Source organism: Aequorivita sp. IT1183 (assembly GCF_058068265.1).
The window spans coordinates 282,735-308,508 of record NZ_JBYRHS010000006.1 but is presented as its reverse complement, the minus strand read 5'-3'; the positions used below and the strand labels follow the sequence as shown (position 1 = coordinate 308,508).

Genomic DNA, 25,774 nt, shown 5'->3' with positions numbered 1-25,774 from the left:
TATTATTTTTTACATACGGGAATTAATTCGCCTAACGGAAGTCGAAATTTTTCAATTTCAGAAGAAGAAATTGTTTTTGTATAATCTTCAGCTTCCACTTTAAAGCCAACACGCTCTAATTTTGTGAAATAATCCATTCCATAAACTCGCACGTGGTCATATTGTCCGAATATTTTTGCGCGCTCTTTTGGGTCTGTAATACTATTGTCTTCAAATGTTTTTTCTAAATTTGCTTTGTAGGGAACCTGAAGAATTGCTGTTCCGCCGGGTGCTAAAACACGATAAATTTCCTGCATCGCCTTTGTGTCATCGGGAATGTGCTCCAAAACGTGATTGCAAATTATAAAATCGAATTCATTATCTCCAAAGGGTAAATTGCAGATATCGGCTTTTACATCGGCAATTGGCGAATTTAAGTCGGTAGTAGTGTAATCCAGATTTTTCATTTTTCTGAATTTCTTATAAAAAGCCTGCTCGGGAGCAAAGTGAAGTACTTTCAGATTTTTTGTGAAAAAATCAGTTTCATTTTGAAGATAGAGCCAAAATAATCTGTGTCTTTCCAAAGAAAGCGTTCCGGGAGAAAGTACATTTTCGCGAACCACTTCATAACCGTACGGAAGAAATTTCCGGTACGACTTACCATCAATTGGGTCTGTGTGTTTATTTCCTTTTAAAAAGAAAGCCAGAATTGGCCTGCCAATAATACTCAATCTAATGAGTAACGGCCGCGGGATGATATTTAATATTTTTTTGAACAATGATCTTAAGTTATTTCGCAGAGTTGCACAGAGGTTTCGCGGAGTTGCACTGAGAATTTATAAATCTTTTTAAGCCGTTTTTTAAAAGAATTGTATGAAAATTAAGTAATAAGCCTAATGGATAATTACCTAATTTTAAATAAATTAAAACTTGAGCAGAATGTACATCTGTAAAACTTTCAACAGTTTTAATTTCTATCACAACTTTGTTCTCCACTAATAAATCAATTCTGTATCCGTGATCAAGTTTAACGTCTTTATAAACGATAGGTAATGCTTTTTCCTTTTCAACGAGCAAACCTTTTGACCGCAACTCGAATAACAAACATTCTTGATAAGCAGACTCCAATAAGCCAGGGCCGAGGCTGCGATGTACCTCTATTGCTGAACCAATTATAGTTTCTGTTAATTCGTTATCCATTTCTCTGTGAATCTCTGAGTTTCTCAGCGTAACTCTGTGTAATAGCTTTTTTAGCTTGCGCGAAACTCTTTTTCCTCGTCACTAACAATTCCCAATGCTTCATATACATATTTGAAAGTTGAAAGCAATTCTGGTTTTCCGTTTACCAAAGCTATATCATGTTCAAAGTGTGCGCTCGGTTTTCCATCTTGAGTTACAATGGTCCAGCCGTCGTTTAGTTGCTTCACTTTATGAGTTCCTAAATTTATCATCGGCTCCAATGCAATGGTCATTCCTTCAATAAATTTCTTTCCACGACCACGACGCCCGTAGTTTGGCATTTCAGGATCTTCGTGCATTTTTCTTCCTAAACCATGACCCACCAATTCACGCACAACACCGTAGCCGTGTGCTTCGCAATACTCTTGTATAGCAAAACCAACATCGCCCACGCGGTTCCCAGATTTAAATTCGCGGATGCCGATATAGAGTGATTCTTTTGTTATTTTAAGTAGTTTTTTAGTTTCAGCATCCACTTCGCCAACTTCAAAAGTATAGGCGTGATCGCCATAAAACCCGTTTTTGATAGAACCACAATCAATAGCCACAATATCGCCTTCTTTCAAAGGAATATCTGTAGGCAACCCGTGAACAACCGCTTCGTTTACGCTGGTAAGTAGGGTAGAAGGACAGTCGTATAATCCTAAAAACCCCGGAATAGCGTCTTGGCTTCTAATGTACTCTTCCGCCATTTTATTAAGTTGATTGGTGGTAACGCCTGGTTTTACTTCCTTTGCAAGCATTCCCAATGTGCGGGATACTACCAAAGCACTTTCACGCATTAATTCAATTTCTTCTCTTGTTTTGGGTATTATCATAAGTGCTATTTTAAAAAGGAGAAAAATCCTTTTTTCTGTGTTTTAGATTTTGCTGGCGCAGCTTCGCCAATAAGTTGCTGATATATTTCGCCCCAACTTTTAAGACCGCCAATATTTCGGTCGTCTATAAAAACATCAGCGTGAATTTTTCGGCTGTGGTTGATATCAAATTCTTCTTCAGGAAAACTGTTGTTTACGGCATAAAAAACAATTCCATTTTCTTTGCAAAAAGCTACTGCTTCTTCCAAAGTTTGGCCTTTGCGATAGGTCCATAAAATAAGCCGATGCCCTTCTTGTTGCAATTTCTTTAATGTATCAAAAGCAAAAATAATAGGGCGACCAATGGATGGATAAGCATCTTCTACAATGGTGCCGTCAAAATCTACGGCTATGGTGATTGTTTCTCTAATCATCGTCTTTTTTCAAGCCGCAAATTTACAAAGAATTATACCATTGCTAAAGTTTTATTCAGAGTATGCGTGCTTGTATTCCTTTCCGCTCAAAATGGCGAGCATATCTTTTTCAAGGCTTTCTATCGGGTACTCTACAATACGGCCCAATTCATTTCCGTCTTTGTAGAAAATAAGTGTAGGCACGTTGGTTATATTTTTTCCTTCCTCAAACCCTTGAGGCGTTGTTTTTTCTGCGGAAACAGTATATAAAGTGAGTTTAGATTCATCAAATCCTGCATCGTCAAGAATTTTATAAAAGTGCGGTGTTTCGCGTTGGCTATCTTCGCACCAAGTTCCCATAAAAACGGTAATGTTTACGTCTTTTAAAAGTGGTTTTAGCTTTGCCATTGCTTCTGAATCTACCTTATAATCTGCATAACCCGTATTAAACCAACCTTTAAAAGCATCCATTTTAAAACCTTTACGGTTAGCTTTTCCTAAAAGCATTACAGAATTTTCGTAAGGCACGGTGTCGTTTATTTTCTCTTTTGAATTTTCTGAAATCATTTCCTTTGAAGCGTTTTCGTTTATTTGGTTTTTTTCTTTTGAAGAATTGCAAGCAACTATCGTAATTGCTGAAATGATTAGAAGTATTTTTTTCATTTTTTCTATTTTGAAATTGATGTGAAATTTACTGTCTTTAAACAGCTTTTTTATGAAAGAAGGAGTCTAATTCTAAATATTTCTCCTTCATTAAACTTAAGGCAAATGCAGCCGCAGCCGCACTAAAAACTGAATAATCGAAAACGCCTTTTATCCCCGTCGAAAAAGTCATGGATAAAGCGAATAGCAACAAAAGAAACCCGCTTAATTTTGCGAAAAGCTCCGTTTTAAATCCAATTATAAGAAACAGTGCAAAAATAACTTCGGCGGCAGTAGCTACAATTGCTACTGTAGGAATTAATGAAATAGGAATCCAAGGATTTATTATTTCGGTGTATTCTAAAAAACTGTTCCAATTTCCCCAAGCCGAAATATCTTGCGGCCACCAACCAAATCGATCTGCGGAGGCAGACAAAAAACCTGCTGCAATTGCAAGTCTAAGAAAGAGTTTGATTATTTTTTCGACCATAATTTAGACTTTAAGTCGTTCACAATTATAAATTCTTACCACAGTTTAAATCAAAGATTGTTGCGTCATTATTTCGGGTTTTTCAATGCCCAAAATATCGAGAATCGTTGGAGCAATATCTCCCAAAATTCCGTCTCTAACTTCCTTAATTTCGTTGTCAACAATTATGATTGGTACGGGATTAATCGTGTGTGCGGTATTTGGCGATCCGTCGGGATTGCGCATTGTTTCACTATTTCCGTGATCTGCAATTATGATTGTAACATAATGACTTTCCAATGCTTGCTCCACAATTGCGCGAGCGCAGTTATCTACAGTTTCACAGGCTTTTACAGCAGCTTCAAAAACTCCGGTGTGGCCTACCATATCTGCATTGGCAAAGTTTAAACAAATAAAATCGGCAGTTTCTTGTTCAATTTCTGGCAAAATCATATCCCGTAGCTCATAAGCGCTCATTTCGGGTTTTAAATCGTACGTAGCAACTTTGGGTGAGGGACAAAGAATTCGTTTTTCACCTTCAAAAGGAACTTCTCTTCCACCGGAAAAGAAGAAAGTTACGTGTGGATATTTTTCAGTTTCCGCAATCCGGATTTGCTTCTTTCCGTTTTTCTCCAATATTTCACCTAAAGTGTCGTGTAGGTTTTCTTTGTTGTAAACTACGTGCATATTTCCGAAGGAATCGTCATAATTGGTAAGTGTTACAAAATAAAGCGGAAGTTTTTTCATTCCCAAAGCGTCGTGATCTTTTTGGGTTAAAACCTCGGTGAGTTGTCTGCCGCGATCGGTTCTAAAATTGAAGAAAATTACAACATCATCTTTTTCAATAGTTGTAACTGGCTTGCCTTCAGAATTCGTCATTGTAATTGGTTCGAGGAACTCATCGGTAATTCCTTCGGCATAACTTTCATCAATGCTATTTAGGGCATCTGTTGAAGGTTTTCCTTTTCCGAAGACCAATAAATCATAAACTTTTTTTACACGTTCCCAACGTTTGTCGCGATCCATAGCGTAATAACGCCCAATTATAGAAGCCAATTTCCCGCCTGTATTTTCTAAGTGATTTTGTAAATCTGCAATAAATCCTTTCCCCGAATGTGGATCCACATCGCGACCGTCTGTGAAAGCGTGAACATAAACATTCTCTAGTCCGTCTTCTTGTGCGGCAGTTAACAATCCTTTTAAATGATTAATATGCGAATGCACACCGCCATTAGAAACGAGGCCTAAAAAGTGTACGTTTTTATTTTGAGACTTTGCATAAGCAAATGCTTTTTGAAGTTCAGGTTCGTTTTTCAACGTGCCTTTTTCAACGGCAATATTTATTTTTGCGAGGTCTTGATAAACAATTCTTCCTGCACCTAAATTCATGTGGCCCACTTCGCTATTGCCCATTTGGCCTTCGGGCAAGCCAACATTCATGCCGTGCGTAAGCAATTGTGCGTGTGGATATTTTTTGTAAAGTGAATCTATAAATGGTGTATTGGCTTGGGCGACGGCAGAAACCGAAGCATTTTGCGTAACTCCCCAACCATCGAGAATCATTAAAAGGACTTTTTTATTCATCGGAATTTTTAAGGTTCAAGGTTTAATATTCAAAGTTAACCAACATAGGCTAAACCTTGAATTTTAAACCTTAAATTTTGAATTATTTAAAGCAATTTCGGATTAATATCCAGAATATTATCTTTTACATATTTTGAAATAAATGCTTCAGAAAAATGTTCGTTCCCCATTATTTTTTCTTCAGAAAGCATTTTCTTTACGTCAATTCTTTCTTTGTACTCCTTCAACATTGGGATGGAAACTGGAGCATAACTAAAATGCCAAGGCTCGTATTTAAAGCCTTTGCGGTTGCCGTTGTCTGTGTAAACTTCGTAAAAATCAAATTTAGCTGCATTGTCGTTTAGCCACATTTTTAAATTACAAAAGGGGCCCGTGCCGTGAAAATTTTCTGGCATTAATACATTCGCAGGTCGTGGCGCGTTGGCGTCAATAATATCTATATCTGTTCCCCAATGGTGGCGTGAGGTGCCGGGAATGGTGGAATATTCTATAATTTTTTCAATTGCCTTTTCGGGTGAAAGTCCTTCGGAAGTGAAGCGTTTGTATTTGCCTTCAAATATTTCTTTTTGTCGTTGAAAGCTTCGATACGAAGAAACTACTTCAATTTTAATATTATCTTTGGCGGCTGCAGTTTTCATTCTGTTAAATGCTTCCTTGGCTGTTTTATGCATTTTGGAAGTATAGCTATCGCCCACTATATCTGGGTTTCCTTTGCCAATTAATTGGTTTCGAGTAAATTCTTCTGAAAAGTTTTTGAAAGAAAACTGTGGAAAAATGGCCAAACTTAGCCCCGCAATACCTGAAATTTTAATAAATTCGTTTCGCTTCATTTTATTTTTTAGTGAAGTTTTAAAATTACCATTATTTTGAAAGATAACGCCATTTCAATCCGTATTATTGACCCCGCAGAAATTTTTAGCATTATCCCTTTAATGCAAAAACTTGGAAATTTCTCAGTTTCCGAAACCATTCTAAAAGAGCGTGTGCAGGAAATGACGCAACAAAATTATGAGTGCCTTGGAATTTTTGATGCTGAAAAGTTAATTGGAATCTGCGGACTTTGGTTTCAAACGCGTCACTATGCCGGTAGAAGTATTGAGATGGATCATGTAATTATCGACGATGCCTACCGAGGTCATGGGATCGGTAAAAAACTAATTGATTTTGTTAGCAATTACGCAAAAAACAAAGCTTGTAATTGGGTTGAACTAAACAGTTATGTGCATAATTTTCCTTCACATAAATTTTTCTACAATCAAGGTTTTGTGGCGAAGGGGTATCATTTTGTAAAAGAACTCAAGTAATTCTGAATTCAGAATTCTAAATTCAGAATAGTTCCACTTTCCACTTCAAAAGGATCTTTCCCTTGTTCAAAGACGCGTGCTTTTAATTCGCCATTCAGAATAATTTCTTCTCCTTTTACGCGTAGCCAGCTGCCTTCGCGTAGCCCAACAACGGGAACAGTGTTTTGCGTATGAAATTCTGCAATGCGAGTTTCGCGGGTTTCACCCATATGCTTACTACCGAGGTCTGGATCTAAATAATGCGGATTTAAATTGAAAGGAATAACCCCCAAAGTTTTAAACGAAGGCGGATACACTATAGGCATATCGTTCGTAGTTTGCATAGAAACTCCACAAATATTACTGCCAGCACTGGTGCCCATATACGGCAGACCATTAAAAATAGCTTCGCGAAGCGGTTGCATTAACTCTAATCGGTAAAGCGCGCTCACTAATACAAAAGTGTTTCCGCCGCCAGTGAATGCACCTTTCGCGTTTTTTAGAGCTTCAACTGGATTGTCAAAAGTGTGTAATCCAATTAGTTTTTTGCCAATTTTATTGAATGCTTTAGCAGCTTTTTCAGTGTACTCGTCGTGGCTAATTCCACCCGGACGCGCGTAGGGAATAAAGATAACTTCTTCGGTATTTTTAAAAAGTTCAGTCATCTCTTCTGTAAGATAATCGAGGTATTCGCCGCCGTAAACGGTGCTTGTGCTTGCTATAATTAATTCCCTTGAAGCCGGGAATCTCTTTGAGTCTGTATTATTCATTTATGTTATTTTTCAGAATTGTAAATTTAATCATTGAGATTGTAAACTTTAAGTTTTCGCTATCAAAACAAATATGTATTTTTAGTGAATGACAAAAAAGCTACTTCTACTTTTATTAATCGTCGCTGCGCCCGCAATTTTTGCGCAAGAGATTGACCGCACAAAAGTTTCTGGAAAAATACATGTTCCCCAAGGTGAAGATGCGGAAGGAATTTCTGTTTACAATATTTCTTCACAGAAAGGAACCATTACCAATGTCGATGGGACTTTCGTAATTGATTTGGCCGAAAACGATCGGATACAGATTACAGCTCTGCAATACCAATCGTTTACCGTTATAGTGGATAAAGGCGTTGTGGACAGAAAACTGATGAATATTTTCCTAAACGCTGCCGTAAATCAGCTGGAAGAAGTTGTGGTGCGACCGTACGATCTTTCGGGAAACATAAATGTAGATGTAAAGAAAATACCGACTTATAATGTAACGAAAGATTGGGATCTTAGTTATGGTAATTTGGAATACGGTTATACTTTTGTGCCAGACGATAAAACTTCTGTTTCTGGCAACGCTGCAGAGGAGGCTCTTCACGGCAATGCGCTGACGAATGGCGCAAATGTTTTAGCGCTTTTAGGCGGGGTGGGACAGTTACTTTTTCCGAAAGGTAAGAAGATTTCTCCTGTAGAAAAATTAGAAGATCAAAGCACTGTAAGCAATAATATCCAGCAGCGTTTTAGTAAAGATTTTATTGTGGCAAACTTTGGAATTGCTGAAGATAAGGCTGTAGATTTTCTGTTCTTTGCTCAAGAAAACGGTTTAGATAAGGAATTACTAAAGCCAATTAACGAAATGCAGTTGATGGAATTTCTTATCAAAAAAAGTAAAGAATACAAAGCACGAGGTGAGTAAAAAGTGCTTTGGTATGTTGCTGAAGAATATTTCAAAAGCAATAATCTAAAGACATTTGTAACAAACCATTTTATAGACCGTCTAATGTTCCATTAGCCTCCCTTTTTAATATGAAGTATTTTAGAATTCTCCTTTTAATAGTAGTATTACCGTTAATTTCGGGCACTTCTGCGCACAAATTTTATGTTAGTATTACCAAGATTGAATACGTAAAGGAGAAAAATTCTCTTCAAATTATTACTAAAATTTTTACTGATGATATTGAAGATGCGCTTCAGCAGCGTTATGATGCTTCAATTTCGCTGAATACCAAAAAGGAAACTGAAGCCGCAGACGAAGATTTAGAAAAGTACCTTCTTCAAAAGATAAATATAAAAGTGAACGGCAAGCCTGTTCAACTAAATTATATTGGCAAAGAATACGATACCGATATGCTTATTGCTTATATAGAAGTAACGGGCGTGAAAGAATTAAAAAATATTGAAATTGAAAATAAGGTGTTGCTGGATAAGTTTAGCGAACAGCAAAACATAATTCACCTAAAAACCGAAACGAGCCGCCGAAGTTTAATCTTGGACAAAGACGAACCTAGCGGAAAATTAAAATTTAATTAATACATTGCCAATCCATTTTTTAAAATTTCCTAATACATATGCGATTATTCAATTCTCTTCTACTTACGGGGCTTTTCCTGTTTGCCGGCGCAGTTTCAGCACAAGATGAAACAGAGTCTCAAAAGCGTGACCCTGGCCATTACAATATCAACCGTTTTAAACAGCTTTACGAAGAGTTTTCTACACCCAATATGTTCCGTACTGCCAGTGGAGCGCCAGGTCCAAGTTATTACCAACAACAAGCAGATTATAGAATGGACGTGGAGTTGGATGATAAAAACAACAAACTCACAGGTTTTGAAACCATAACTTACACTAATAATTCTCCAGACCAACTAGAATATTTATGGGTTCAGTTAGATCAAAACGTACGAGCTAAAGATTCTAAATCGCCTTTGATTGAGCCATCAAGTGCCGTTCCCGCAGATATGGTAAATAGCTTTGTAAAAAACCATATGGGCAATTCTTTCGACGGTGGTTTTAATATACAAGAAGTAAAGGACGAAAAAGGCAATCCGCTGAAGCATACCATCAATCAAACTATGATGCGTATTGATATGCAAAAACCTTTAAAGCCAGGCGAAAAATATGTGTTTTCAATTAAATGGTGGTATAATATTAATAACCACGTTTTAGACCGTGCTCGAAGTGGATATGAGATTTTTGAAGATGGCAACAAAGGGTTCGTTATTGCACAGTTTTACCCAAGAATGGCCGTTTATAACGACGTTGAAGGCTGGCAGAATAGTCAGTTTTGGGGAAGAGATGAGTTTGCACTTCCCTTTGGAAATTTTGAAGTGAATATTACCGTTCCTGCAGATCATATTTTGGATGCAACGGGAAACCTTCAAAACACAAAAGATATTTTTACAAAAGAAATGATGAATCGCTACGAAGCGGCGCAGAAATCTTTTGATAAACCAGTACTAATTGTTACCCAAGCGGAAGCTGAAGCTGCTTCAAAAGGATTTGCAACTAATAAAAAGACTTGGAAATTCAAAGCAGAAAATGTTCGCGATTATGCTTTTGCTACTTCCAGACGCTACATTTGGGATATGATGGCTGTAAAAATGGGCAACCGAACAGTGATGGCAGTTTCAATGTATCCACCTGAAGGAAATCCGCTGTGGGAAGATTGGTCTACAAGAGCCGTGGCGAGTACTTTGAAGACGTATTCAAGAATGACTTTTGATTATCCTTATCCGAAAGCTATTTCGGTTAATGCGAAAAATCAAGGGATGGAATACCCAATGATTTGTTGGAATTACGGAAGACCAGACAAAGACGGAAACATTAGCGACCGCACAAAATACGGGATGATGAGTGTAATTATTCATGAAGTTGGGCACAACTATTTCCCGATGATTATTAACAGCGATGAACGCCAATGGACGTGGATGGATGAAGGCTTAAATACTTTTACCCAATACGTGGCTGAGCAAGATTTTGCCGAAGCGTATCCAAATGCTATTGCGCCAAATACTAAATATCCGTCTCGTCGCGGTCCTGCCAATAAAATTGTGGATTATATGGCTGGCGATCAAAGTCAGTTGGCGCCCATTATGACCAAAGGTTTAAACACTTATAACTTTGGCGCGAATGCCTACGCTAAACCAGCTACAGCGCTCAATATTCTTCGCGAAACCATTATGGGTCGTGAGCTTTTTGACTTCGCATTTAAAACCTACGCAAACCGATGGATGTTTAAGCACCCAACGCCCGAGGATTTTTTCAGAACTATGGAAGACGCTTCAGCGGTAGATTTGGACTGGTATTGGAGAGAGTGGTTTTACACCACAGATTATGTAGATATTGGGGTGAAGGATGTTAAAAAATTCTACATTACTTCAAAAATGAATAAAGAGGTGAAAGAAATGATGACCGCTCGCGGAGTTTCTGAAAGTGATTTGCCGCCAATGGTTTATTTAATTGAAGAAGGAAGTGAAGATTTTGAAGAAAGTATGCGTAATTCAAAACTAGAAGACATCACTTCGCTTAATGACTATTTAATGGAAAATGTTCCAGCCGAAGAGCGTGCGAATCTAAAAAGCCCTAAATATTTTTACGAAGTTACTTTTGAAAAACTTGGTGGGATTCCAATGCCAATTATCGCGCAGTATACTTATAGCGATGGCACAAGTGAGCGCGTAACTTATCCTGCTCAAATTTGGAGAAAAAATGACGAATCTGTAGGGAAAGTTATTGCTTCTGAAAAAGAAATCACCAAGATTGAAGTAGATCCCGATGAAGAAACCGCAGACATTGATACTTCAAATAATTTCTGGCCAAAGCGCAAAAAACTGGGTGCTTTTGATAAGTTTAAAAAGAATTCACAGACAGATTAAATCTGTTGCTATATCTTGAGAGAACTGGGCTTATAAAAATGAATAGGTTTTTAATTTATATTAGGCCTAGCTGTAAAGCATTTTGAAGAAAATCTGGGACATATTATTAATACTCGTCGGAATAGGAAGTCTATTGCTTATCGCCTTTACAATTTTAATTGCAACCGTTTTGGGAAAAAGGACTGATAGTGATGATATTATTCACAAAGAACAAATAAGTTTTAATAAACAGAATCGTAAAACTGAATTAATAGAAACCGACAGTATTCCTCAAGGAAAGATGAGATATGAATTATACTTTGCGGAATTTGATGGACGAATGGAAAACCTTCCAGTTCAGATAGAAATTGATGGAAATAGAATCACCGTATATAATAACGAAATAAATCCTCTGACTGGCGAAAAAATAATAATCAATGGAATTTTGTTAAAACATAAGTCTGGCAAATGGATTATCGGAGAAACGGAAACGGACCGAAATGCAGCGGAAATTGGGGGATGTTCCGGCGGACCAATACCAATCAATTTTGAAACAAAAACAATCGAATGGTGCTAGGGAAACGTTTTGCAAAAACGTATAAACGCAAGTAAAAAGAAATTTTCTACGCAAAAATTCACGCCTGTGCTTCTTTCCCGCCACATACTGCAAGAATTTGGAAGTGTGATTGCCGAGTTTGTGATTAAGCAAAATTAATTTTAAAATTTTGGGTCAATCATAACGTTGAAAATAGTAGTCCTTCAATGTACTATTATTACAAATAAACCATTAATTCCGAAGATTCCATAAGGCGAATCAATTAACCGTATCTTCTAAATTCAATCAATCTCATAAAACTTTTAGTTTCATAAAAACTCTTCGCTCAACACCAATAACTCATAACTCATTACTATATTTGCATCATGATTTCACAGGCAATTTTTCTTTTTATTAGTGGTGCCGAAATAGGGTTCATCATGTTTATGATTCTGTTGGTTTTTGGCGCAGATAAAGTGCCAGAGATTGCCCGTGGTTTGGGTAAAGCAATGCGACAGGTTAAAGATGCTACGAACGATATAAAATCTGAAATCACTAAAAGTGCCGAAAAACAGGGGATTGATATAGACATTACCAGCGACGTCCAAAAACAGATAGATCAAGTTAAAGAAGATGTTGATGAGGTTACAGGCCCTATTAAAAGAAAGTTCTAAATTTTGATCTGTTTAATATTTCTATAAAACACGAGAAATAGTTAATCCATCGCGGATAGGAAGCAATACAGTTTCAAGTCGTGGATGCTCGTTTAATAATTTATTATATTGAATCAGCGCTTTTGTATCAATATCATCAGCTTTCACTTTTTCAACCACTTTTCCACTCCAAAGCACATTATCACTCAAAATAACCGAGCCTTTTTTTAGCTTCGGAATAATTATTTCCAGATAGTTTGGGTAGTTGCTTTTATCGGCATCAATAAAAACCATATCGAATGTTTTATCGAGCTTCGGAATTATTTCCAAAGCATTCCCTAAATGCTGAAAAATCTGTTTTCCGAAAGGAGATTCATCAAAATATTTCCGCTGAAAATCTACCAATTCTTCGTTGATGTCAATAGTGTGCAATTCACCATCTTCCCGCATTCCTTCAGCCAAACATAGAGCGGAATACCCTGTGTAAGTGCCAATTTCAAGAATATTTTTTGGTTGCATTAATTTAGATAGCATACTCAAAACACGTCCCTGTAAATGGCCGCTCAACATTCGTGGTACTAGTACTTTTTGCCAAGTTTCACGATTTAGTTTTGCAAGTAATTCCGGTTCGGGTTGCGAATGTTTTTCTACGTAATCGTTTATTTTTTCGGGAAGAAAATCCATTTTGAAATTTTTAGTGAATGCCGACCATCATCTTTTTTATAATTGGCGAAATGAGTATTGCAAATATACCCACAATCATACTAATTACGCCAAAACTTGCATAAACAGAAACGTACGAAAACAATTGTTGAAATCCCTCACTTTGTCCCGAAGCAATCTGTGGTGTCAAGCCAGTAATGTATTCCGTGATTGTCCCGAAAATTCCTTCTGAAAAAACATTTGAACCACTATCGGAAACGGTAGTCAGTTTCGCAATTTTTCCGGCAAAAAAGTGTCCGTAAAAGTTCGCCGAAAACCAAACCCCCATTATAAAAGCTACATATTTTATGGGTGAAAGCTCCGTCATTTTTGAAAGGCCAATTGGAGATAAAAATAATTCTCCTATGGTTAAAACCAAATAACCAATTACCAAATAACTCATCGAGGTTTTTGCAAAATTGTCTACACTATGCGCAGAAAGTGCAAAAACAATAAAACCGAGACCGAGAAATAGCAGCCCAAGCCCAAACTTTACAGCAGAATTTGGATTTGCTTTTCTTCGGCTTAAATAGGTCCAAAGCATTGAAAACGGAATGGCGAAAAGAATAATGAACCCCGCGTTTATACTATTTGTACCCGCGGCATCCATACCAATTAAATTCACATTTCTATCTGCAAAAAGTGTTAGTGAACTACCAGCCTGTTCAAAAATTGCGGCGAACAAAGTGTATAAAATTGTAAAGTAAACGGCGACTAATAATCGCTTCTTTTCTTTTGAGCTGACTGTAGAAATAATGTAACCAATATAGAAAACCAAAAAGGCAGAAACAATCCAAACCAGATACCCTTCAAATTCATTAAAGCGAACAAGAGTTGCAAAAACTCCAACTGATGCAACTGCCGCCAAAACAATCAATTTTCCTCGATTTAATCCAAACGATTTGCGGTCATAAATTTCCTGATTCGGTACATGACCTTTATTTCCAAAGACATTATTTTTCAATCCATTTCTAAATACCAAAAGCCCTGTAACCATTCCAATTCCTGCCAAAACAAAACCGTAATGCCAGCCGTAAGTAATCGCGAACCACGCGCATAAAAGTGGTGCAATAGCGGCACCTAAATTAATTCCAAGGTAAAAAATAGTGAATCCTGAATCGCGCCGAGCATCTCCCTGGGCGTAAAGTTCACCTACGAAAGACGAAATATTTGGTTTGAAAAATCCATTACCAACAATTATCAATCCGAGCGAACCATAAAAGAAAATAGGCATTTCAATTGAAAGGAAAAAGTGACCAAACACCATTAAAATACCGCCAAGAATAATGGCTTTCCGGTAACCCAATATCTTGTCGGCTAAAATCCCTCCAATCATTGGCGTAACATAAACTAGCGACATATAAGCGGCGTAAACGCCAAAGGCCATATCGTCATCATATAAAAGATGTTTGGTCATATAAAGCACCAAAAGAGCGCGCATTCCATAGAAGGAAAAACGTTCCCATAATTCGGCGAAAAACAGATAAAGAAGTCCTTTAGGGTGGCCAAAAAGTTGAGGTTGTTCCGCCTCAGAAATTACATTGCTCATAGTTGGGTTTTTAATTTGGGGCAATGTAGAACAGATTATAAATGGAGCCTTTCTCTGTTTTAAATTATATTAAAAAATAGCGGATTGTGATTAATTGTGTACGCGGTTACAATGAGTTACAAAAGGCTTTGTAATCTTTGTTTTCGGCACTTTCGGAGAATTCTTCAAGCAATCGTTTATCGATTAAAATATTATTCGGGACAATACGCAGTCTGTATTTACTTTCGCCAATAAAGGTGAAAAGATCGCGCCGATCTAGTTTTTGTGTAGTGTTAAGCTGAAGAATATCGTTGATGTTTTCGATTATTCGGGTAAGGTAAGTTTGGTTTTTTATTTCGCCTCCTAGATGTACAGGAATGGTTTGCAAATCGCCTTCCGTATATTTTCTTCTAATGGCAAATTTCAGCAGGTTTTTATACTGCGTGGTTTTGGACCCGAAATCAATAGTTTGGTCGTAAATATTTTTGGTTGGAATGTTCAATTTCACCAAGCCCCAATCCATAAAGTGAATGGTAATTTCGTTTGGCTTTGGCATGCTTGCAAGCCTAATTACCCACGTTGTAGCCAAAACTAAAAAGATTGAAATCAACGAAGTCTTTGCGATTATTTTTATGAAATTGTTGCTGAAATCATTTCCGAAAGTCAAGAAAACTTCAGAAATCTGCGAAACAAAAATTAGCAGCATTACCAAAACAGAAATATAGCCGATAATCTTTAAACCTCGATATACAAACGTTCTGTAGAAGGAAATTCCCAATATATACGAGAGAAAAGCAGAGATTAATAAATCTGGAATTCCGCTTATGTGGATCCCGTTTATTACATTATTTTCTTTTAAAATGAAAGGAAGCGCAAAGGTTACAATTGAAGTGAAAACAATAACGACAACAATTTTCTTAATGTTTTTTTTGTTGTGATAAATAAATCCCGGAGCGTAATAGAAGTAAAAAAGCGCCAAAAGCAGAAACATGTTATTGACAATAGAAAATAGATTTATTCCTAATTGGTACCCTTGTGTTTCCGTAAAATTGAAAACGGTTCCGCAATAAATCCAACATCCAGAAATTACCCAAATAAACATAGAAAAACTTAGGTAAAGCATTCCTTTGTCCACTCTTTTCTGCGAATCGTCTTCTTCTAAAAGTTGGCTAAAACGCGCCCGAATATTGAACCAAAGTGCAAGTAGCAAAACCCCGCCCAGAAAAGCGATACAGATATGAGAAAGGATATAAAATTTGGCTACTTCGGTCATTATTCACCAAGAATTCTTTTAACGAGTTTATCTTTTGCAGCTTCATCATCGCCACAAAGCCATTGAATAACATTTTTATCCCAAATGTCATCACATTGTTCAGAGGTTATAATCTTTTGCTCAACGGCCAAATCTAAAATTTTTCCGGGATAGGAAGATTGCACTGCGCTTTCCATTTCGCCTAACGGATACGGATCGTCTAGGCCCATAAGCACTTGTTTGCTTCCTTGATTTTTCACCAATAATTCCAAGCCGCCAGTATCGTGTAATAGCGTATCGAAGAAAATATTTTTGTGCCCCACAGCTTTTCGTGGATGTGTTTTTCCTTCAAAAAGATCGGGACGTCCATCAAAACCTTGAATTCTTCTTCCCAAATTAATTTGCGCTAATTGTCCGCCGTGGGCGAAACATGTTCGCATATTTGGGTATTTATCTGCGTAGCCATTCAAAGTTAAAAAGTGATAGGCATCTGCGCATTGTGCCAGCATCCAGATTAGATGAAATCGCCAAGAGGTATTTTCAAGTTTTATAAATTTTTCACCGTCATAGGGATGAATTTCAACAGCGAGGTTATATTTTGAAGCCAATTCAAAAATAGGCTCATTTTCTTCGTCAAAAATGCAGCGCCAAGTACCAATGGTATCCATATAGTGGGTTGGCAAACATAATAATTGAAGCCCTAAAGTTTCCACACAACGCTCAATTTCCCATAATGCACCGCGGACAAAACCTGGATGCACAACAAAACCGCAGGTAAATTTGGAGGGATGGTCGTGCTGTACCTTAGCATTAAAATCGTTTTGAAAACGAAGCGCTTGTTTCATTTCTTCCACACGCAAACCATTTCCATAGAGTTGAGAAAGATTCAAAACCACGGCGTGATCTATTTTGAAACGGTCCATCCATTCCAATTTTTCGTCCAAAAAGAAACTAGAGTCGGTTACAGGACGGCTCCAATCTTTTTGAAGCATAAATTTTCGATCTTTATCAACCCAAAAAATTCCTTTGTCCTGCATAAACTGTGGAATTTCCTCGGGATAAGGAAGAAGGTGTGAATGGCCGTTAATGCGTAGTTTTCGTCTCATATTTATTCCCCGCAAAGGCGGAGATCTCATTAATTAATTCTCTAATTGAGTATAAAGTTACAAACTTTTGGTGCGTCCTCCATCTACCGGAAGATTTATTCCGTTTATGTAGCTGGCAGCTTCACTCGCCAAAAAAGCGACTGCGTTGGCAATTTCACCAGGTTGCGCAAAGCGTCGTGCAGGGACTAGACTTTGCATAAACTCGCTAGCTTCTTTTTCAGTTTTGTTCATTTTTTTTGCTGCGTTACCAACGATATCTTCCAATCTGTCTGTAGCAGTGAAACCTGGTAAAACATTGTTTACAGTTATACCATATTGTCCCAACTCATTAGCCAAAGTTTTACTCCAACTGGCAACGGCACCACGAATAGTGTTACTTACGCCCAGCCCATCGATAGGTTGTTTTACCGAAGTAGAAATAATATTTATTATGCGACCGTAATCCGCCTCTTTCATTCCCGGAACAACTGCTTGCGCCAAAATCTGGTTGCAAATTAAATGCATGGAGAATGCTTTTTCAAATTCGTCCGTTCCAGCAGAAAAAATAGGCCCACCTTTTGGTCCGCCGGTATTATTCACCAGAATATGAAAAGTCTTACTTGAAGCTGCCAATTCAGCTTTCTTTTTTACCTCTTTGGGTTTGGTGAAATCTGCCACAAAATAATTGTGCTTTTGGCCTTTGTCGTGTGCAAGTTCAATTAACGTTTCTTCGAGTTTTTCTTTATCTCGGGCAACCAAAGTTATCGTAGCGCCAAGTTTGGCTAATTGTATAGCTGTAGCTTTTCCTATGCCGGCGGTGCTGCCGCATACTAATGCATTTTTATCTGTTAAATCTATATTCATATTTTCTTGTCAGGTCGAGCACAGTCGAGACCTATTTAATCATTATTTGTCTTCAAATAAAACCCCTCGACTGCGCTCGGGGATATTTTTTTTAGTGTTCAGTAATCAGTAATCAGTATTCGTTTTTCGATTTCAAGTTCGATTTTGTTTTCCATTCCCCCTTCGGGGGTTAGGGGGCTTATTCATATTTAATACACACATTCTTCGCCTCCGTAAAAAACCGAAGCGCTTCAAAGCCACCTTCACGGCCTACGCCGCTGTCTTTCATTCCTCCAAAAGGCGTGCGTAAATCACGGTTTAGCCAAGTATTCACCCACACAATTCCCGCTTCAATTTGTTTTGAAATGCGCATTGTGCGATTTAAATCTGAAGTCCAAAGCGTAGCGGATAAGCCGTATTTAACGGAGTTTGCCATTTGCAATGCTTCTTCTTCGGTTTCAAAAGGCATAATAGTTACAACTGGTCCGAAGATTTCTTCTTGGTTTACTCGGCACTGATCGTCAAAAACTTCGATAACCGTTGGTTCTAAATAATAACCGTTTTCGAAATCTTTCACCGTAACTCTATTGCCGCCAAAAAGGATTTTTCCACCTTCTTTTTCAGCGAGTTTTATGTAAGATTCTACTTTTTCTAAATGTGATTTAGAAACCAAAGCACCCATATTTGTTTTCGCATCAAAAGGGTTTCCAACTTTAAGCTGACTTACTTTTTCAACGAAATCTTTTTTGAATTTTTCATAAATAGGTTTTTCAACAAAAATCCTGCTGCCGCAAAGACAGATTTGACCTTGGTTGGCGAAAGAAGAACGAACAGTTACTTCCAGCATTTTTTCATAATCACAATCTGCGAAGATGAGATTTGGGTTTTTTCCGCCAAGCTCCAACGAGAGTTTTTTAAACATTGGCGCAGCGGTTCGGGCAATGTGTTCGCCAGTTTTTGTTCCACCAGTAAATGAAATTGCTTTTATATTTTCATGCTCCACAATCACTTGCCCTGCGGAAGGTCCAGTGCCGTGAACAATATTTAAAACACCTTTTGGCAAACCAGCTTCCGTGCAGATTTCACCTAAAAGAAAAGCCGTCATTGGCGTAATTTCGCTGGGTTTTGCAACTACTGTGTTTCCTGCTGCTATTGCTGGGGCGATTTTCCAAGTGAATAAATAAAGGGGAAGATTCCAGGGCGAAATACAGCCTACAACCCCAAGAGGTTGCCGTAGCGTAAAATTCATCGTGTTCAAACCAACACTTTCGTGTGCTTCGCTGGAAAATTGTGTGATTGCATTACCAAAAAAACGAAAATTTGAAGAAGCTCGCGGAATGTCAACAGCCAGTGCTAAACTTAATGGCTTACCATTGTCTTTTGCTTCGGCTTCGGCTAAATCGACCAATTTTTCTTCAATTAAATCTGCAATTTTTAGAAGAATACGGCTACGTTCGTCGATGGTTGTATTGCTCCATTTTGGGAATGCTTCTTTCGCGGCCTGATATGCATTTTCAATATCTTCTTTATTTGAATTCGCTATCTGTGAATACACTTCGCCATTGGATGGGTTATAATTGTCCAACCATTTTTTTGATAGTGGTTCAACGTATTCGCCGTTTATGTAGTTTAGGATTTTTTGCATATTTAACAACTTCCTTGAATTTCGAAAATCAAAATGCCTTCAGTAAGCAACTTAGTTTTAAGTTCATTTAAATAATCGAAAAATGGTTTTATGTTTTCTGAATTAATAGATTTTTTTTCCGGAATTGATTCGATTAATTTTTTTGAAATACTCCTTTGGATCTCTTGCAAATCTTTATCTTTTTTCCAGGATAGGATTAAAAAGCTTGACATTACTGAGTAGGATTCATTATAAACAAATTGAACATTAGGTTGGTGAAATTTTAGGAGTTCCATTTCTTTGGGTTCTAACTCAATAAGTCGTTGACCCATCGGATACTCCAAAATATCGCTATGGGAAATCGTTGAAATGTTTTTAAATGCTACTACTTTTTTATTTTGTTTTAGTGTAAAATCGACATCGCTAAACCCTAATTTATAAGTTGAAACAAAAGGATAAATCGGAATAGAATCCATTGGTTTGGCTTCTAAAAAAAAGCGTTTAATATCACTACCGTAATTTTGGACGTCAAATTCCTTATAGCTTCCAATATAAATATAGCCAGATATAGAATCTGAGCTATTTGTTACAACTACAACGCTGAATCGATATGTATTACCAGCATCTGCAAACATAGTCGAGATTGAAAAAATAAAAAATAGTATAGTAAATAGCGTCTTCATAAATTCAATTGTAACTGCATACTGCTACTGATTTCTGCGAACTGGTTTATACGCCATAGCCTTAATTTCCACCACTAACTGCGGATGTGGCAATTGATGCACCGCAACAGTAGTTCTGGCTGGCCCAGTTTCTTTATTGAAGTATTTAGCATACACTTCATTATAACCAGCAAAGTCATTCATATTCACTAAAAAGCTAGTTACATCAACTACGTCGGCCAATGTTGCGCCTTCGGTTGCAAGATAATCCTTGATGTTTTCCAAGACCACGCGAGTTTGTTCTCTAATATCGAAATGCATTGTGCCCATTTCATCAATTTTATTTACGCCTGCAATGGTATTGTCGGGCAAGCGTGAACTTGTGCCGCTGATAAATATGAAATCGCCCACGCGCTTTACGTGAGGATATGCGCCACGTGGCGTTGCTTTTCCTTCTACCACATTCCCGCGGAGGTTGGAATCTTTTTGATTGTTAGCCATAGTTTATTTTTTTCAAATTAGTTACTGGAAATTACCCCTTCCGTCTTCCAAATCGCTTTGGGCGATTTAGAATCCACCTTCCCCTGAAAAGGGGAAAGAACCATTATTTTTATCCAAATGCCACTTCATCATCGTGAAGGATGGCTTCGGTATGTTTTTTTACTAGTTCTAGTTTTTGTTTTAAAGACATTTCCTCTGTGATTTTACCATCGTCCAAAAGGTTTAAAATTGCTTTGTCTTGGGCTCTTCCGCGTTTCATTGCTTCGGAATATGTTATTGATTCTTTAAAGGTAACCAAAGAATATTTGCTGTAATAATCTTGTGGAAACTCTGCCTCAAAAGCTGTTTCCAGTTTTCGTTTTTTCTGAAAGATTTCCATCGCCGTGTGTTCTTTCATTTCGTGGAAATTATCTACAGCCAAATCTGCAATTGCATCGGCGTCTTTTTTCCGAAGTGCTTCATATTCATTAAATATAGCTTCCCAGTTTATCTCCTTTTCAGAATCGTATTTTTCTAAAACTTCGTCAAAAACCACAACATCTTCAAAAGAAGCATTCATTCCTTGTCCGTAAAAAGGCACGATTGCGTGAGCCGCATCGCCCATTAAAAGCACTTTTCCGAAGCTATTCCACGGAGCGCATTTTACAGTGCCGAGTGGACCAATTGGGTTATTGAAAAATTCTTCGGAAAGGTTTGGAATCATTTCTACTACATCTGGAAATTCCTTTTTGAAATATTCGTTCACCATTTCTGGAGTGGTCAAATTCGCGAAACAATATTCGCTGTTTTCATACGGAAGAAACAGTGTTACGGTAAAACTTCCATCTAGATTTGGGAGCGCAATGAGCATATCTTCGCCACGTGGCCAAATATGCAAAGCGTTTTTATAAGTTCGGTATATAGCATTTTCAGCTGCTGGAATTTCAAGTTCTTTATAACCGTGACTAAGCCATTGTTGTGAAAAACTAAAAAGAAACTTATGACTATCGAACATACTTTTGCGAACTGAAGACCCTGCGCCGTCGGTTCCAAAAACAATATCTGCAGTAATCGTAGTTTTTTCTTTGGAATTGTAGTCTCTAAAAGTTGCCGAAGCATTTTCCAAATCAACACTTTCGCAACTCTGATTGAAAATGATACTTACATTCGTCATTTTTTCCGCTTCATCTAACAGCAGCATATTTAAGCCAGGTCGAGAAATGGAATTGATATATTCATCTTTACGACCGCTATACGGACTCAAAAATGTGTTTCCTGCTTTGTCGTGAATCATGCGCCCATTCATTGGGATACATTGCTTTTTAGCAGCTTCCTCAACTCCCGCTAAACGCAAACCGCGAAGTCCGCGATCACTTAGGGCGAGATTAATGGAGCGTCCGGCGTCTTGTGTGATTTTTCGTAAATCGGGACGCTTTTCTACTAAAGTAACTTGATAGCCACGTTGCGCCATTCGCAAAGCGAGTAAACTTCCGCAAAGGCCGGCGCCGATGATAAGTATATTATGGTTTTTACTCATATAATATTTCGTTGGACATTGGACGGAAAGACTTAAGACGTAGGACAAATATTGCAGAGTATGAGTCTTACGTCTTATGTCAATCAGTCCTGAGTCAATTTTTTAAAACTTCTTTTAATTTTTCCGAAAAGCGAAACACATCCTCGAAACTATTGTAAAGTGGGGCAGGGGCAACGCGAATTACATCGGGCTCGCGCCAATCGCTTATTACACCAGCTTCGGTGAGTTTAGTGTGTAACCTTTTGTCTGCATTTTTAACTTGAATTGAAAGCTGGCAGCCACGGTCGTCTGGATTACGTGGAGTTATAATTTTAATTGAATCATTTTTCATTTCGTCCAACAAAAACTCTAAATAGCCCGTTAGTTTTTCAGATTTCTTTCTAATATTTTCAAAACCTGCTTCGGAAAACGTGTCTAAAGAAGCACGAATTGCAGCCATTGAAAGTATTGGCGGATTGCTTAATTGCCATCCTTCAGCGCCGGGAAGTGCATCAAATTCATGGCGCATATTGAAACGTGTTTTTTTATTATGACCCCACCAACCCGCAAATCTATTTAGGTTTTCGTTATTTGCGTGGCGTTCGTGAACGAAGCTGCCGCCCAAACTTCCGGGGCCGCTGTTTAAATATTTGTAAGAACACCAAACAGCAAAATCGGCTCCCGTCTCGTGCAGATTTGGCTGGATATTTCCCGCACCATGCGCTAAATCGAAACCGACCATACAGTCGTATTTATGCCCCAGTTCTGTTATTTTTTTCAGTGGAAAAGATTGACCCGTGTAATAATTGGTGCTACCAATCATTAACAAAGCAATTTCATCTCCGTGGTTTTTCATTATTTCTTCCAAATCCTCAAATCGGCAAAGTTCTTCGCCTTTTCTGGGTTTCCAAAGAATTAAGCCATCTTTTGGGTCTATTCCGTGAAATTTCAACTGACTTTCAACGGCATATTTATCGCTCGGAAAAGCATCGCTTTCCACTACAATTTTATATTTGGTTTTTGTGGGTTGGTAAAATGAAACCATCATTAAATGAAGATTGGTTGTAAGGGTGTTCATTACAACTACTTCCGAGGGTTTTGCGCCCACGATTTTCGCCATGTTTTCGGCTAAAAACTCGTGATACGGTAGCCAAGGATGTTCACCTTCGGTATGCCCATCCACACCAAAATTTGCCCAATCTGTAAGTTCCTCTTTTATGTATTCTGCAGTAATTTTTGGTTGTAAACCAAGTGAGTTTCCGCAGAGATAAATAAGCGGTTCGCCTGAAGCATTTTTTGGAATGTGAAATTTATTTCTGAAAGAGGCCAAAGAATCTTCGGCGTCTTGTGTTTTTGCGTATTCTAAAGAGTTTTGGAACATTTGGATACGTTGTATTTTATAGGCTTTTTACAAAAATAGGAATTTATATTCGTTTAATTTTCAGTTTCTTTTTTCACTGAAATGTTGGTGAAATACAGCTTAAAACCGGCTGTGCTATCCTTATGCATTTTTGCAATTTCAATTCCGTTGAAGTTTTCATAATCTTCCCAAGTGGTAGTCATAGAAGGTTTTTCGGTATTTGCTTTTCTATAATTCCATTCTTTTATTTTGAAATTTTTATCATAAAAAAAATCGTAGGCATCGCCTGGAGTGTATCCACCTTCGTTTTTGTAAACAATTGTAAGTTGGTTTAACGTGTCTTTGGAAATTGGAGCGACAACATTTTCCTTTTCAGAAATCGTAATACCTTCATCCCAAATTAATTGAAAAGGTGCCAATAGCCAATATTTATCGTTAATAAAAGAAGCATCGGTTTTCATGATAATGCTGTCCATATTTGAATGGTTGTAGCTAACATTTTGTGTGGCGGTCCTCATTAGCACATTACCCGTTTTTGGTTTCCAAACCCAAGAGCGATCAAAATGATTTTCTCCCCGGTCTACGTTGAATGTAAACGCAATTTCTGAAACGTCTTTCCAATTTTGAAAGCCGTTGGCCTTTGCAATTTTATACCGAATATCTGTTTTTTGAAGTGAATTATTACCTTCCAATAATTCGTTCGAAGTAGATTTTTCAGTGTTATTACAGCTTATAAAAGTGAAAAATGTAAATAAAAGAGTGATAGTAATTTTCATAAAAAATATGTTTCTTGTAAAAGTAAGGAATACTTTTGGCTTTCATATTTTTTGTATTTTTAATCTGTAGAAACAATATAACTTCTGATTGGTATGCGAGTGATTGATAATAAAGAAAAGCATCGGTTTGAGGCCGAAGAGAATGGCTACAAAGCCATTATTGAATATTCTGTGAAGCCTGGCATCTTATCTCTTAACCATACCGAAGTGCCAAAAGAACTTGAAGGACAAGGTGTGGCCAGCGAAATGACCGAGAAAGTTTTATTGCAAATAGAACTTCGGGGTTTAAAAGTAGATCCCGTTTGCGCTTTTACTAAAAATTACATTGAAAGGCATCCTGAATGGAAATCTATTGTAGCCGAATAGGCCAAAATTAAAAGCCCTCTCAATTTTCTTGAAAGGGCTTTTGTTTTAAATGTTTTGTATTATTAATCAACGGCGTCTTCTATATCGTCCGCTACGTCTTCAATTTTGTCTCCTACTGATTCCTTTTCTCTACAGCTAATAAAGCTAGTGCTTACTAATCCTGCTGCAAATAAAATTAAAAATACCTTTTTCATAATAGTTTGAGTTTAATAATTAATGGATAGTTTTTATTTTAATTATGGTCTGCGGCCGGTTGCTAATCGGTATAAAATACCAATAATTGCTAAGACCAATAAAATGTGAATTAGGCTTCCTACAGCGTCACCGAAACCGAAAAAACCTACGAGCCATCCTATAATAAGGAGTACTACAATTAACCAAATGATGTCACCCATGATGTTAGTGTTTAAATGTTAGTGTGATTAAAACTACAATAAAAGCAAATATCTTTTAAATTTTTAACCGATGTTTAACGAAAACAGTTCATAAATGTGAAAAGCATTAGTAAATGTGTTTTTTGAGTTAATTATATACCTTTATCAAAAACTAATATTTTGGATCATTCAGAAAAATTTGAAACTAATAGGAAAACATGGAATACTAAAGTCGCAGTTCATGCGAAGAGTGATTTTTACGATTTGGAAAATTTCAAAAAGGGTGAAACTTCATTAAATAAATACGAATTGAATGCTTTAGGCGATATCTCAGAGAAGAGCATTCTTCATCTTCAATGTCACTTTGGACAAGATACGTTGAGCCTTTCTAGAATGGGAGCCAAATGCACTGGCGTTGATCTTTCTGATGACGGAATTGAACTCGCACAGCAATTAAATGCAGAATTAAAGCTTGACGCAAAATTTGTTTGTTGCAATGTTTTGGATACTTCGGAATATGTTTCAGAAAAATTCGATATCGTGTTTACAAGCTACGGTACTATAGGTTGGCTGCCAGATTTAAGACCATGGGCAAAAATGATTTCAGAGAGATTAAAGCCCGGAGGTTTCTTTTATATTGTGGAGTTTCATCCAATTGCTTGGATGTTTGATTATACTGTTTCTCCACCCGTTATGAAATACGGCTACCATCAAAAGGATACTATTTATGGAGAATATGAAGGAACTTACGCCGATGCATCTTCAAAAATGAAAAGCAAGGAATACGGTTGGAATCACAGTTTGGGTGAAGTAATTACGTCGCTTTCAGAAGCGGGACTTCAAATTCAATATTTAAAAGAACACGACGCCTCGCCCTATGATATTTTTCCGGGTTTGGTGAAAAATGAGGAAGGCATGTTTGAGCTTAAAGACAAGCTTTATCCATTGATTTTTGAAGTAAAAGCAATAAAAAATTCCACAGTTTGAAGCTGTGGAA

The 25,774-nt window shown here is 37.4% G+C and carries 30 protein-coding genes; 8 read left to right on the top strand and 22 right to left on the bottom strand.

The annotated features are described in order from the left end of the window. Positions 1 to 2: 2 nt before the first annotated feature. From AC3RVF_RS14190 to AC3RVF_RS14155, 8 genes are all read right to left on the bottom strand, one after another. Complete coding sequence (locus AC3RVF_RS14190) at positions 3 to 758, bottom strand: class I SAM-dependent methyltransferase (protein ID WP_489691890.1); 756 nt, start codon at positions 756 to 758, stop codon at positions 3 to 5. A gap of 10 nt (positions 759 to 768) precedes the next feature. Continuing rightward, positions 769 to 1,179 (bottom strand): GxxExxY protein, encoded by a 411-nt coding sequence (locus AC3RVF_RS14185; protein WP_489691889.1) that lies wholly within the window; start codon positions 1,177 to 1,179, stop codon positions 769 to 771. A gap of 50 nt (positions 1,180 to 1,229) precedes the next feature. Further along, positions 1,230 to 2,036, bottom strand: a complete 807-nt coding sequence (map, locus tag AC3RVF_RS14180; protein ID WP_489691888.1) for a type I methionyl aminopeptidase — start codon at positions 2,034 to 2,036, stop codon at positions 1,230 to 1,232. 5 nt (positions 2,037 to 2,041) lie between these two features. Then, positions 2,042 to 2,449 (bottom strand): BT0820 family HAD-type phosphatase, encoded by a 408-nt coding sequence (locus tag AC3RVF_RS14175; RefSeq protein ID WP_489691887.1) that lies wholly within the window; start codon positions 2,447 to 2,449, stop codon positions 2,042 to 2,044. Between the two features lie 51 nt (positions 2,450 to 2,500). Then, positions 2,501 to 3,091, bottom strand: a complete 591-nt coding sequence (locus tag AC3RVF_RS14170; protein WP_489691886.1) for a thioredoxin family protein — start codon at positions 3,089 to 3,091, stop codon at positions 2,501 to 2,503. Between the two features lie 37 nt (positions 3,092 to 3,128). Then, on the bottom strand, positions 3,129 to 3,560 hold the full coding sequence (locus AC3RVF_RS14165) for a DoxX family protein (protein WP_489691885.1): 432 nt from the start codon (positions 3,558 to 3,560) through the stop codon (positions 3,129 to 3,131). 45 nt (positions 3,561 to 3,605) lie between these two features. Beyond that, positions 3,606 to 5,123, bottom strand: coding sequence for a 2,3-bisphosphoglycerate-independent phosphoglycerate mutase (gene gpmI / locus AC3RVF_RS14160; RefSeq protein WP_489691884.1), 1,518 nt, complete (start codon positions 5,121 to 5,123; stop codon positions 3,606 to 3,608). Between the two features lie 86 nt (positions 5,124 to 5,209). Continuing rightward, complete coding sequence (locus tag AC3RVF_RS14155; protein WP_489691883.1) at positions 5,210 to 5,953, bottom strand: M15 family metallopeptidase; 744 nt, start codon at positions 5,951 to 5,953, stop codon at positions 5,210 to 5,212. Between the two features lie 36 nt (positions 5,954 to 5,989). On the opposite strand from AC3RVF_RS14155, the gene AC3RVF_RS14150 reads away from it, so the two are divergent. Further along, positions 5,990 to 6,427 carry a GNAT family N-acetyltransferase gene (locus tag AC3RVF_RS14150; RefSeq protein WP_489691882.1) on the top strand — a complete coding sequence of 146 codons (438 nt, stop codon included), beginning with the start codon at positions 5,990 to 5,992 and terminating at the stop codon, positions 6,425 to 6,427. Between the two features lie 8 nt (positions 6,428 to 6,435). Here AC3RVF_RS14150 and pepE read toward each other — a convergent pair whose 3' ends face one another. After that, positions 6,436 to 7,176 (bottom strand): dipeptidase PepE, encoded by a 741-nt coding sequence (gene pepE / locus AC3RVF_RS14145; RefSeq protein ID WP_489693631.1) that lies wholly within the window; start codon positions 7,174 to 7,176, stop codon positions 6,436 to 6,438. A gap of 88 nt (positions 7,177 to 7,264) precedes the next feature. Between pepE and AC3RVF_RS14140 the strand changes: the two genes are divergently transcribed. The 5 genes from AC3RVF_RS14140 (at position 7,265) to AC3RVF_RS14120 (ending at position 12,230) form a co-directional block, all read left to right on the top strand. Next, complete coding sequence (locus tag AC3RVF_RS14140; RefSeq protein WP_489693630.1) at positions 7,265 to 8,083, top strand: carboxypeptidase-like regulatory domain-containing protein; 819 nt, start codon at positions 7,265 to 7,267, stop codon at positions 8,081 to 8,083. Positions 8,084 to 8,193: 110 nt separating this feature from the next. Continuing rightward, positions 8,194 to 8,697, top strand: coding sequence for a DUF6702 family protein (locus AC3RVF_RS14135; protein WP_489693629.1), 504 nt, complete (start codon positions 8,194 to 8,196; stop codon positions 8,695 to 8,697). 38 nt (positions 8,698 to 8,735) lie between these two features. After that, entirely contained in the window at positions 8,736 to 11,042 is a 2,307-nt protein-coding gene (locus AC3RVF_RS14130; protein ID WP_489693628.1) for a M1 family metallopeptidase, read from the top strand. A gap of 82 nt (positions 11,043 to 11,124) precedes the next feature. After that, positions 11,125 to 11,598, top strand: a complete 474-nt coding sequence (locus AC3RVF_RS14125) for a hypothetical protein (protein WP_489691877.1) — start codon at positions 11,125 to 11,127, stop codon at positions 11,596 to 11,598. Positions 11,599 to 11,942: 344 nt separating this feature from the next. Then, positions 11,943 to 12,230, top strand: a complete 288-nt coding sequence (locus AC3RVF_RS14120; protein WP_489691876.1) for a twin-arginine translocase TatA/TatE family subunit — start codon at positions 11,943 to 11,945, stop codon at positions 12,228 to 12,230. Positions 12,231 to 12,251: 21 nt separating this feature from the next. Here AC3RVF_RS14120 and AC3RVF_RS14115 read toward each other — a convergent pair whose 3' ends face one another. The 11 genes from AC3RVF_RS14115 to AC3RVF_RS14065 form a co-directional block, all read right to left on the bottom strand. After that, positions 12,252 to 12,893, bottom strand: a complete 642-nt coding sequence (locus tag AC3RVF_RS14115) for an O-methyltransferase (protein ID WP_489693627.1) — start codon at positions 12,891 to 12,893, stop codon at positions 12,252 to 12,254. Between the two features lie 10 nt (positions 12,894 to 12,903). Continuing rightward, positions 12,904 to 14,460, bottom strand: a complete 1,557-nt coding sequence (locus AC3RVF_RS14110; protein WP_489691874.1) for a peptide MFS transporter — start codon at positions 14,458 to 14,460, stop codon at positions 12,904 to 12,906. 106 nt (positions 14,461 to 14,566) lie between these two features. Further along, the gene (locus AC3RVF_RS14105) at positions 14,567 to 15,712 is read right to left on the bottom strand and encodes a hypothetical protein (protein WP_489691873.1); all 1,146 of its coding nucleotides are present in this window, start codon (positions 15,710 to 15,712) and stop codon (positions 14,567 to 14,569) included. Further along, complete coding sequence (locus AC3RVF_RS14100) at positions 15,712 to 16,797, bottom strand: amidohydrolase family protein (RefSeq protein ID WP_489691872.1); 1,086 nt, start codon at positions 16,795 to 16,797, stop codon at positions 15,712 to 15,714. The genes AC3RVF_RS14105 and AC3RVF_RS14100 overlap by 1 nt, the downstream gene beginning before the upstream one ends. Positions 16,798 to 16,854: 57 nt before the next feature. After that, the gene (locus tag AC3RVF_RS14095) at positions 16,855 to 17,640 is read right to left on the bottom strand and encodes an SDR family oxidoreductase (protein WP_489691871.1); all 786 of its coding nucleotides are present in this window, start codon (positions 17,638 to 17,640) and stop codon (positions 16,855 to 16,857) included. A gap of 178 nt (positions 17,641 to 17,818) precedes the next feature. Beyond that, complete coding sequence (locus AC3RVF_RS14090) at positions 17,819 to 19,264, bottom strand: aldehyde dehydrogenase (RefSeq protein WP_489693626.1); 1,446 nt, start codon at positions 19,262 to 19,264, stop codon at positions 17,819 to 17,821. Between the two features lie 2 nt (positions 19,265 to 19,266). Then, positions 19,267 to 19,878, bottom strand: a complete 612-nt coding sequence (locus tag AC3RVF_RS14085; protein WP_489691869.1) for a hypothetical protein — start codon at positions 19,876 to 19,878, stop codon at positions 19,267 to 19,269. A 72-nt stretch (positions 19,879 to 19,950) separates the two neighbouring features. Next, the gene (locus AC3RVF_RS14080) at positions 19,951 to 20,406 is read right to left on the bottom strand and encodes a RidA family protein (protein ID WP_489691868.1); all 456 of its coding nucleotides are present in this window, start codon (positions 20,404 to 20,406) and stop codon (positions 19,951 to 19,953) included. Between the two features lie 109 nt (positions 20,407 to 20,515). Then, positions 20,516 to 21,922 carry an FAD-dependent oxidoreductase gene (locus AC3RVF_RS14075; RefSeq protein ID WP_489693625.1) on the bottom strand — a complete coding sequence of 469 codons (1,407 nt, stop codon included), beginning with the start codon at positions 21,920 to 21,922 and terminating at the stop codon, positions 20,516 to 20,518. A gap of 94 nt (positions 21,923 to 22,016) precedes the next feature. After that, positions 22,017 to 23,282 carry a kynureninase gene (gene kynU, locus AC3RVF_RS14070; RefSeq protein WP_489693624.1) on the bottom strand — a complete coding sequence of 422 codons (1,266 nt, stop codon included), beginning with the start codon at positions 23,280 to 23,282 and terminating at the stop codon, positions 22,017 to 22,019. 53 nt (positions 23,283 to 23,335) lie between these two features. Then, complete coding sequence (locus AC3RVF_RS14065; protein WP_489693623.1) at positions 23,336 to 24,037, bottom strand: hypothetical protein; 702 nt, start codon at positions 24,035 to 24,037, stop codon at positions 23,336 to 23,338. A 93-nt stretch (positions 24,038 to 24,130) separates the two neighbouring features. Here AC3RVF_RS14065 and AC3RVF_RS14060 point away from each other — a divergent pair, with 93 nt between their 5' ends. Beyond that, on the top strand, positions 24,131 to 24,403 hold the full coding sequence (locus AC3RVF_RS14060) for a GNAT family N-acetyltransferase (RefSeq protein WP_489693622.1): 273 nt from the start codon (positions 24,131 to 24,133) through the stop codon (positions 24,401 to 24,403). 62 nt (positions 24,404 to 24,465) lie between these two features. Here the strand turns inward: AC3RVF_RS14060 and AC3RVF_RS14055 are convergent, their stop codons facing one another. Both AC3RVF_RS14055 and AC3RVF_RS14050 read right to left on the bottom strand, forming a co-directional pair. Continuing rightward, complete coding sequence (locus tag AC3RVF_RS14055) at positions 24,466 to 24,597, bottom strand: hypothetical protein (RefSeq protein WP_489691863.1); 132 nt, start codon at positions 24,595 to 24,597, stop codon at positions 24,466 to 24,468. Positions 24,598 to 24,639: 42 nt separating this feature from the next. After that, a complete protein-coding gene (locus tag AC3RVF_RS14050; protein WP_489691862.1) occupies positions 24,640 to 24,798 on the bottom strand; it encodes a lmo0937 family membrane protein in 159 nt (52 codons plus the stop codon). 159 nt (positions 24,799 to 24,957) lie between these two features. Between AC3RVF_RS14050 and AC3RVF_RS14045 the strand changes: the two genes are divergently transcribed. Next, the gene (locus AC3RVF_RS14045) at positions 24,958 to 25,764 is read left to right on the top strand and encodes a class I SAM-dependent methyltransferase (protein ID WP_489691861.1); all 807 of its coding nucleotides are present in this window, start codon (positions 24,958 to 24,960) and stop codon (positions 25,762 to 25,764) included. The last annotated feature ends 10 nt before the right edge of the window (positions 25,765 to 25,774 follow it).

Coding starts and splice junctions, on each gene's coding strand:
- AC3RVF_RS14185 (WP_489691889.1), bottom strand. CDS start 1,179: ATGGATAACGAATTAACAGAAACTATAATTGGTTCAGCAATAGAGGTA.
- map (WP_489691888.1), bottom strand. CDS start 2,036: ATGATAATACCCAAAACAAGAGAAGAAATTGAATTAATGCGTGAAAGT.
- AC3RVF_RS14175 (WP_489691887.1), bottom strand. CDS start 2,449: ATGATTAGAGAAACAATCACCATAGCCGTAGATTTTGACGGCACCATT.
- AC3RVF_RS14170 (WP_489691886.1), bottom strand. CDS start 3,091: ATGAAAAAAATACTTCTAATCATTTCAGCAATTACGATAGTTGCTTGC.
- AC3RVF_RS14165 (WP_489691885.1), bottom strand. CDS start 3,560: ATGGTCGAAAAAATAATCAAACTCTTTCTTAGACTTGCAATTGCAGCA.
- gpmI (WP_489691884.1), bottom strand. CDS start 5,123: ATGAATAAAAAAGTCCTTTTAATGATTCTCGATGGTTGGGGAGTTACG.
- AC3RVF_RS14155 (WP_489691883.1), bottom strand. CDS start 5,953: ATGAAGCGAAACGAATTTATTAAAATTTCAGGTATTGCGGGGCTAAGT.
- pepE (WP_489693631.1), bottom strand. CDS start 7,176: ATGAATAATACAGACTCAAAGAGATTCCCGGCTTCAAGGGAATTAATT.
- AC3RVF_RS14140 (WP_489693630.1), top strand. CDS start 7,265: ATGACAAAAAAGCTACTTCTACTTTTATTAATCGTCGCTGCGCCCGCA.
- AC3RVF_RS14135 (WP_489693629.1), top strand. CDS start 8,194: ATGAAGTATTTTAGAATTCTCCTTTTAATAGTAGTATTACCGTTAATT.
- AC3RVF_RS14130 (WP_489693628.1), top strand. CDS start 8,736: ATGCGATTATTCAATTCTCTTCTACTTACGGGGCTTTTCCTGTTTGCC.
- AC3RVF_RS14120 (WP_489691876.1), top strand. CDS start 11,943: ATGATTTCACAGGCAATTTTTCTTTTTATTAGTGGTGCCGAAATAGGG.
- AC3RVF_RS14115 (WP_489693627.1), bottom strand. CDS start 12,893: ATGGATTTTCTTCCCGAAAAAATAAACGATTACGTAGAAAAACATTCG.
- AC3RVF_RS14110 (WP_489691874.1), bottom strand. CDS start 14,460: ATGAGCAATGTAATTTCTGAGGCGGAACAACCTCAACTTTTTGGCCAC.
- AC3RVF_RS14105 (WP_489691873.1), bottom strand. CDS start 15,712: ATGACCGAAGTAGCCAAATTTTATATCCTTTCTCATATCTGTATCGCT.
- AC3RVF_RS14100 (WP_489691872.1), bottom strand. CDS start 16,797: ATGAGACGAAAACTACGCATTAACGGCCATTCACACCTTCTTCCTTAT.
- AC3RVF_RS14095 (WP_489691871.1), bottom strand. CDS start 17,640: ATGAATATAGATTTAACAGATAAAAATGCATTAGTATGCGGCAGCACC.
- AC3RVF_RS14090 (WP_489693626.1), bottom strand. CDS start 19,264: ATGCAAAAAATCCTAAACTACATAAACGGCGAATACGTTGAACCACTA.
- AC3RVF_RS14085 (WP_489691869.1), bottom strand. CDS start 19,878: ATGTTTGCAGATGCTGGTAATACATATCGATTCAGCGTTGTAGTTGTA.
- AC3RVF_RS14080 (WP_489691868.1), bottom strand. CDS start 20,406: ATGGCTAACAATCAAAAAGATTCCAACCTCCGCGGGAATGTGGTAGAA.
- AC3RVF_RS14075 (WP_489693625.1), bottom strand. CDS start 21,922: ATGAGTAAAAACCATAATATACTTATCATCGGCGCCGGCCTTTGCGGA.
- kynU (WP_489693624.1), bottom strand. CDS start 23,282: ATGTTCCAAAACTCTTTAGAATACGCAAAAACACAAGACGCCGAAGAT.
- AC3RVF_RS14065 (WP_489693623.1), bottom strand. CDS start 24,037: ATGAAAATTACTATCACTCTTTTATTTACATTTTTCACTTTTATAAGC.
- AC3RVF_RS14060 (WP_489693622.1), top strand. CDS start 24,131: ATGCGAGTGATTGATAATAAAGAAAAGCATCGGTTTGAGGCCGAAGAG.
- AC3RVF_RS14055 (WP_489691863.1), bottom strand. CDS start 24,597: ATGAAAAAGGTATTTTTAATTTTATTTGCAGCAGGATTAGTAAGCACT.
- AC3RVF_RS14050 (WP_489691862.1), bottom strand. CDS start 24,798: ATGGGTGACATCATTTGGTTAATTGTAGTACTCCTTATTATAGGATGG.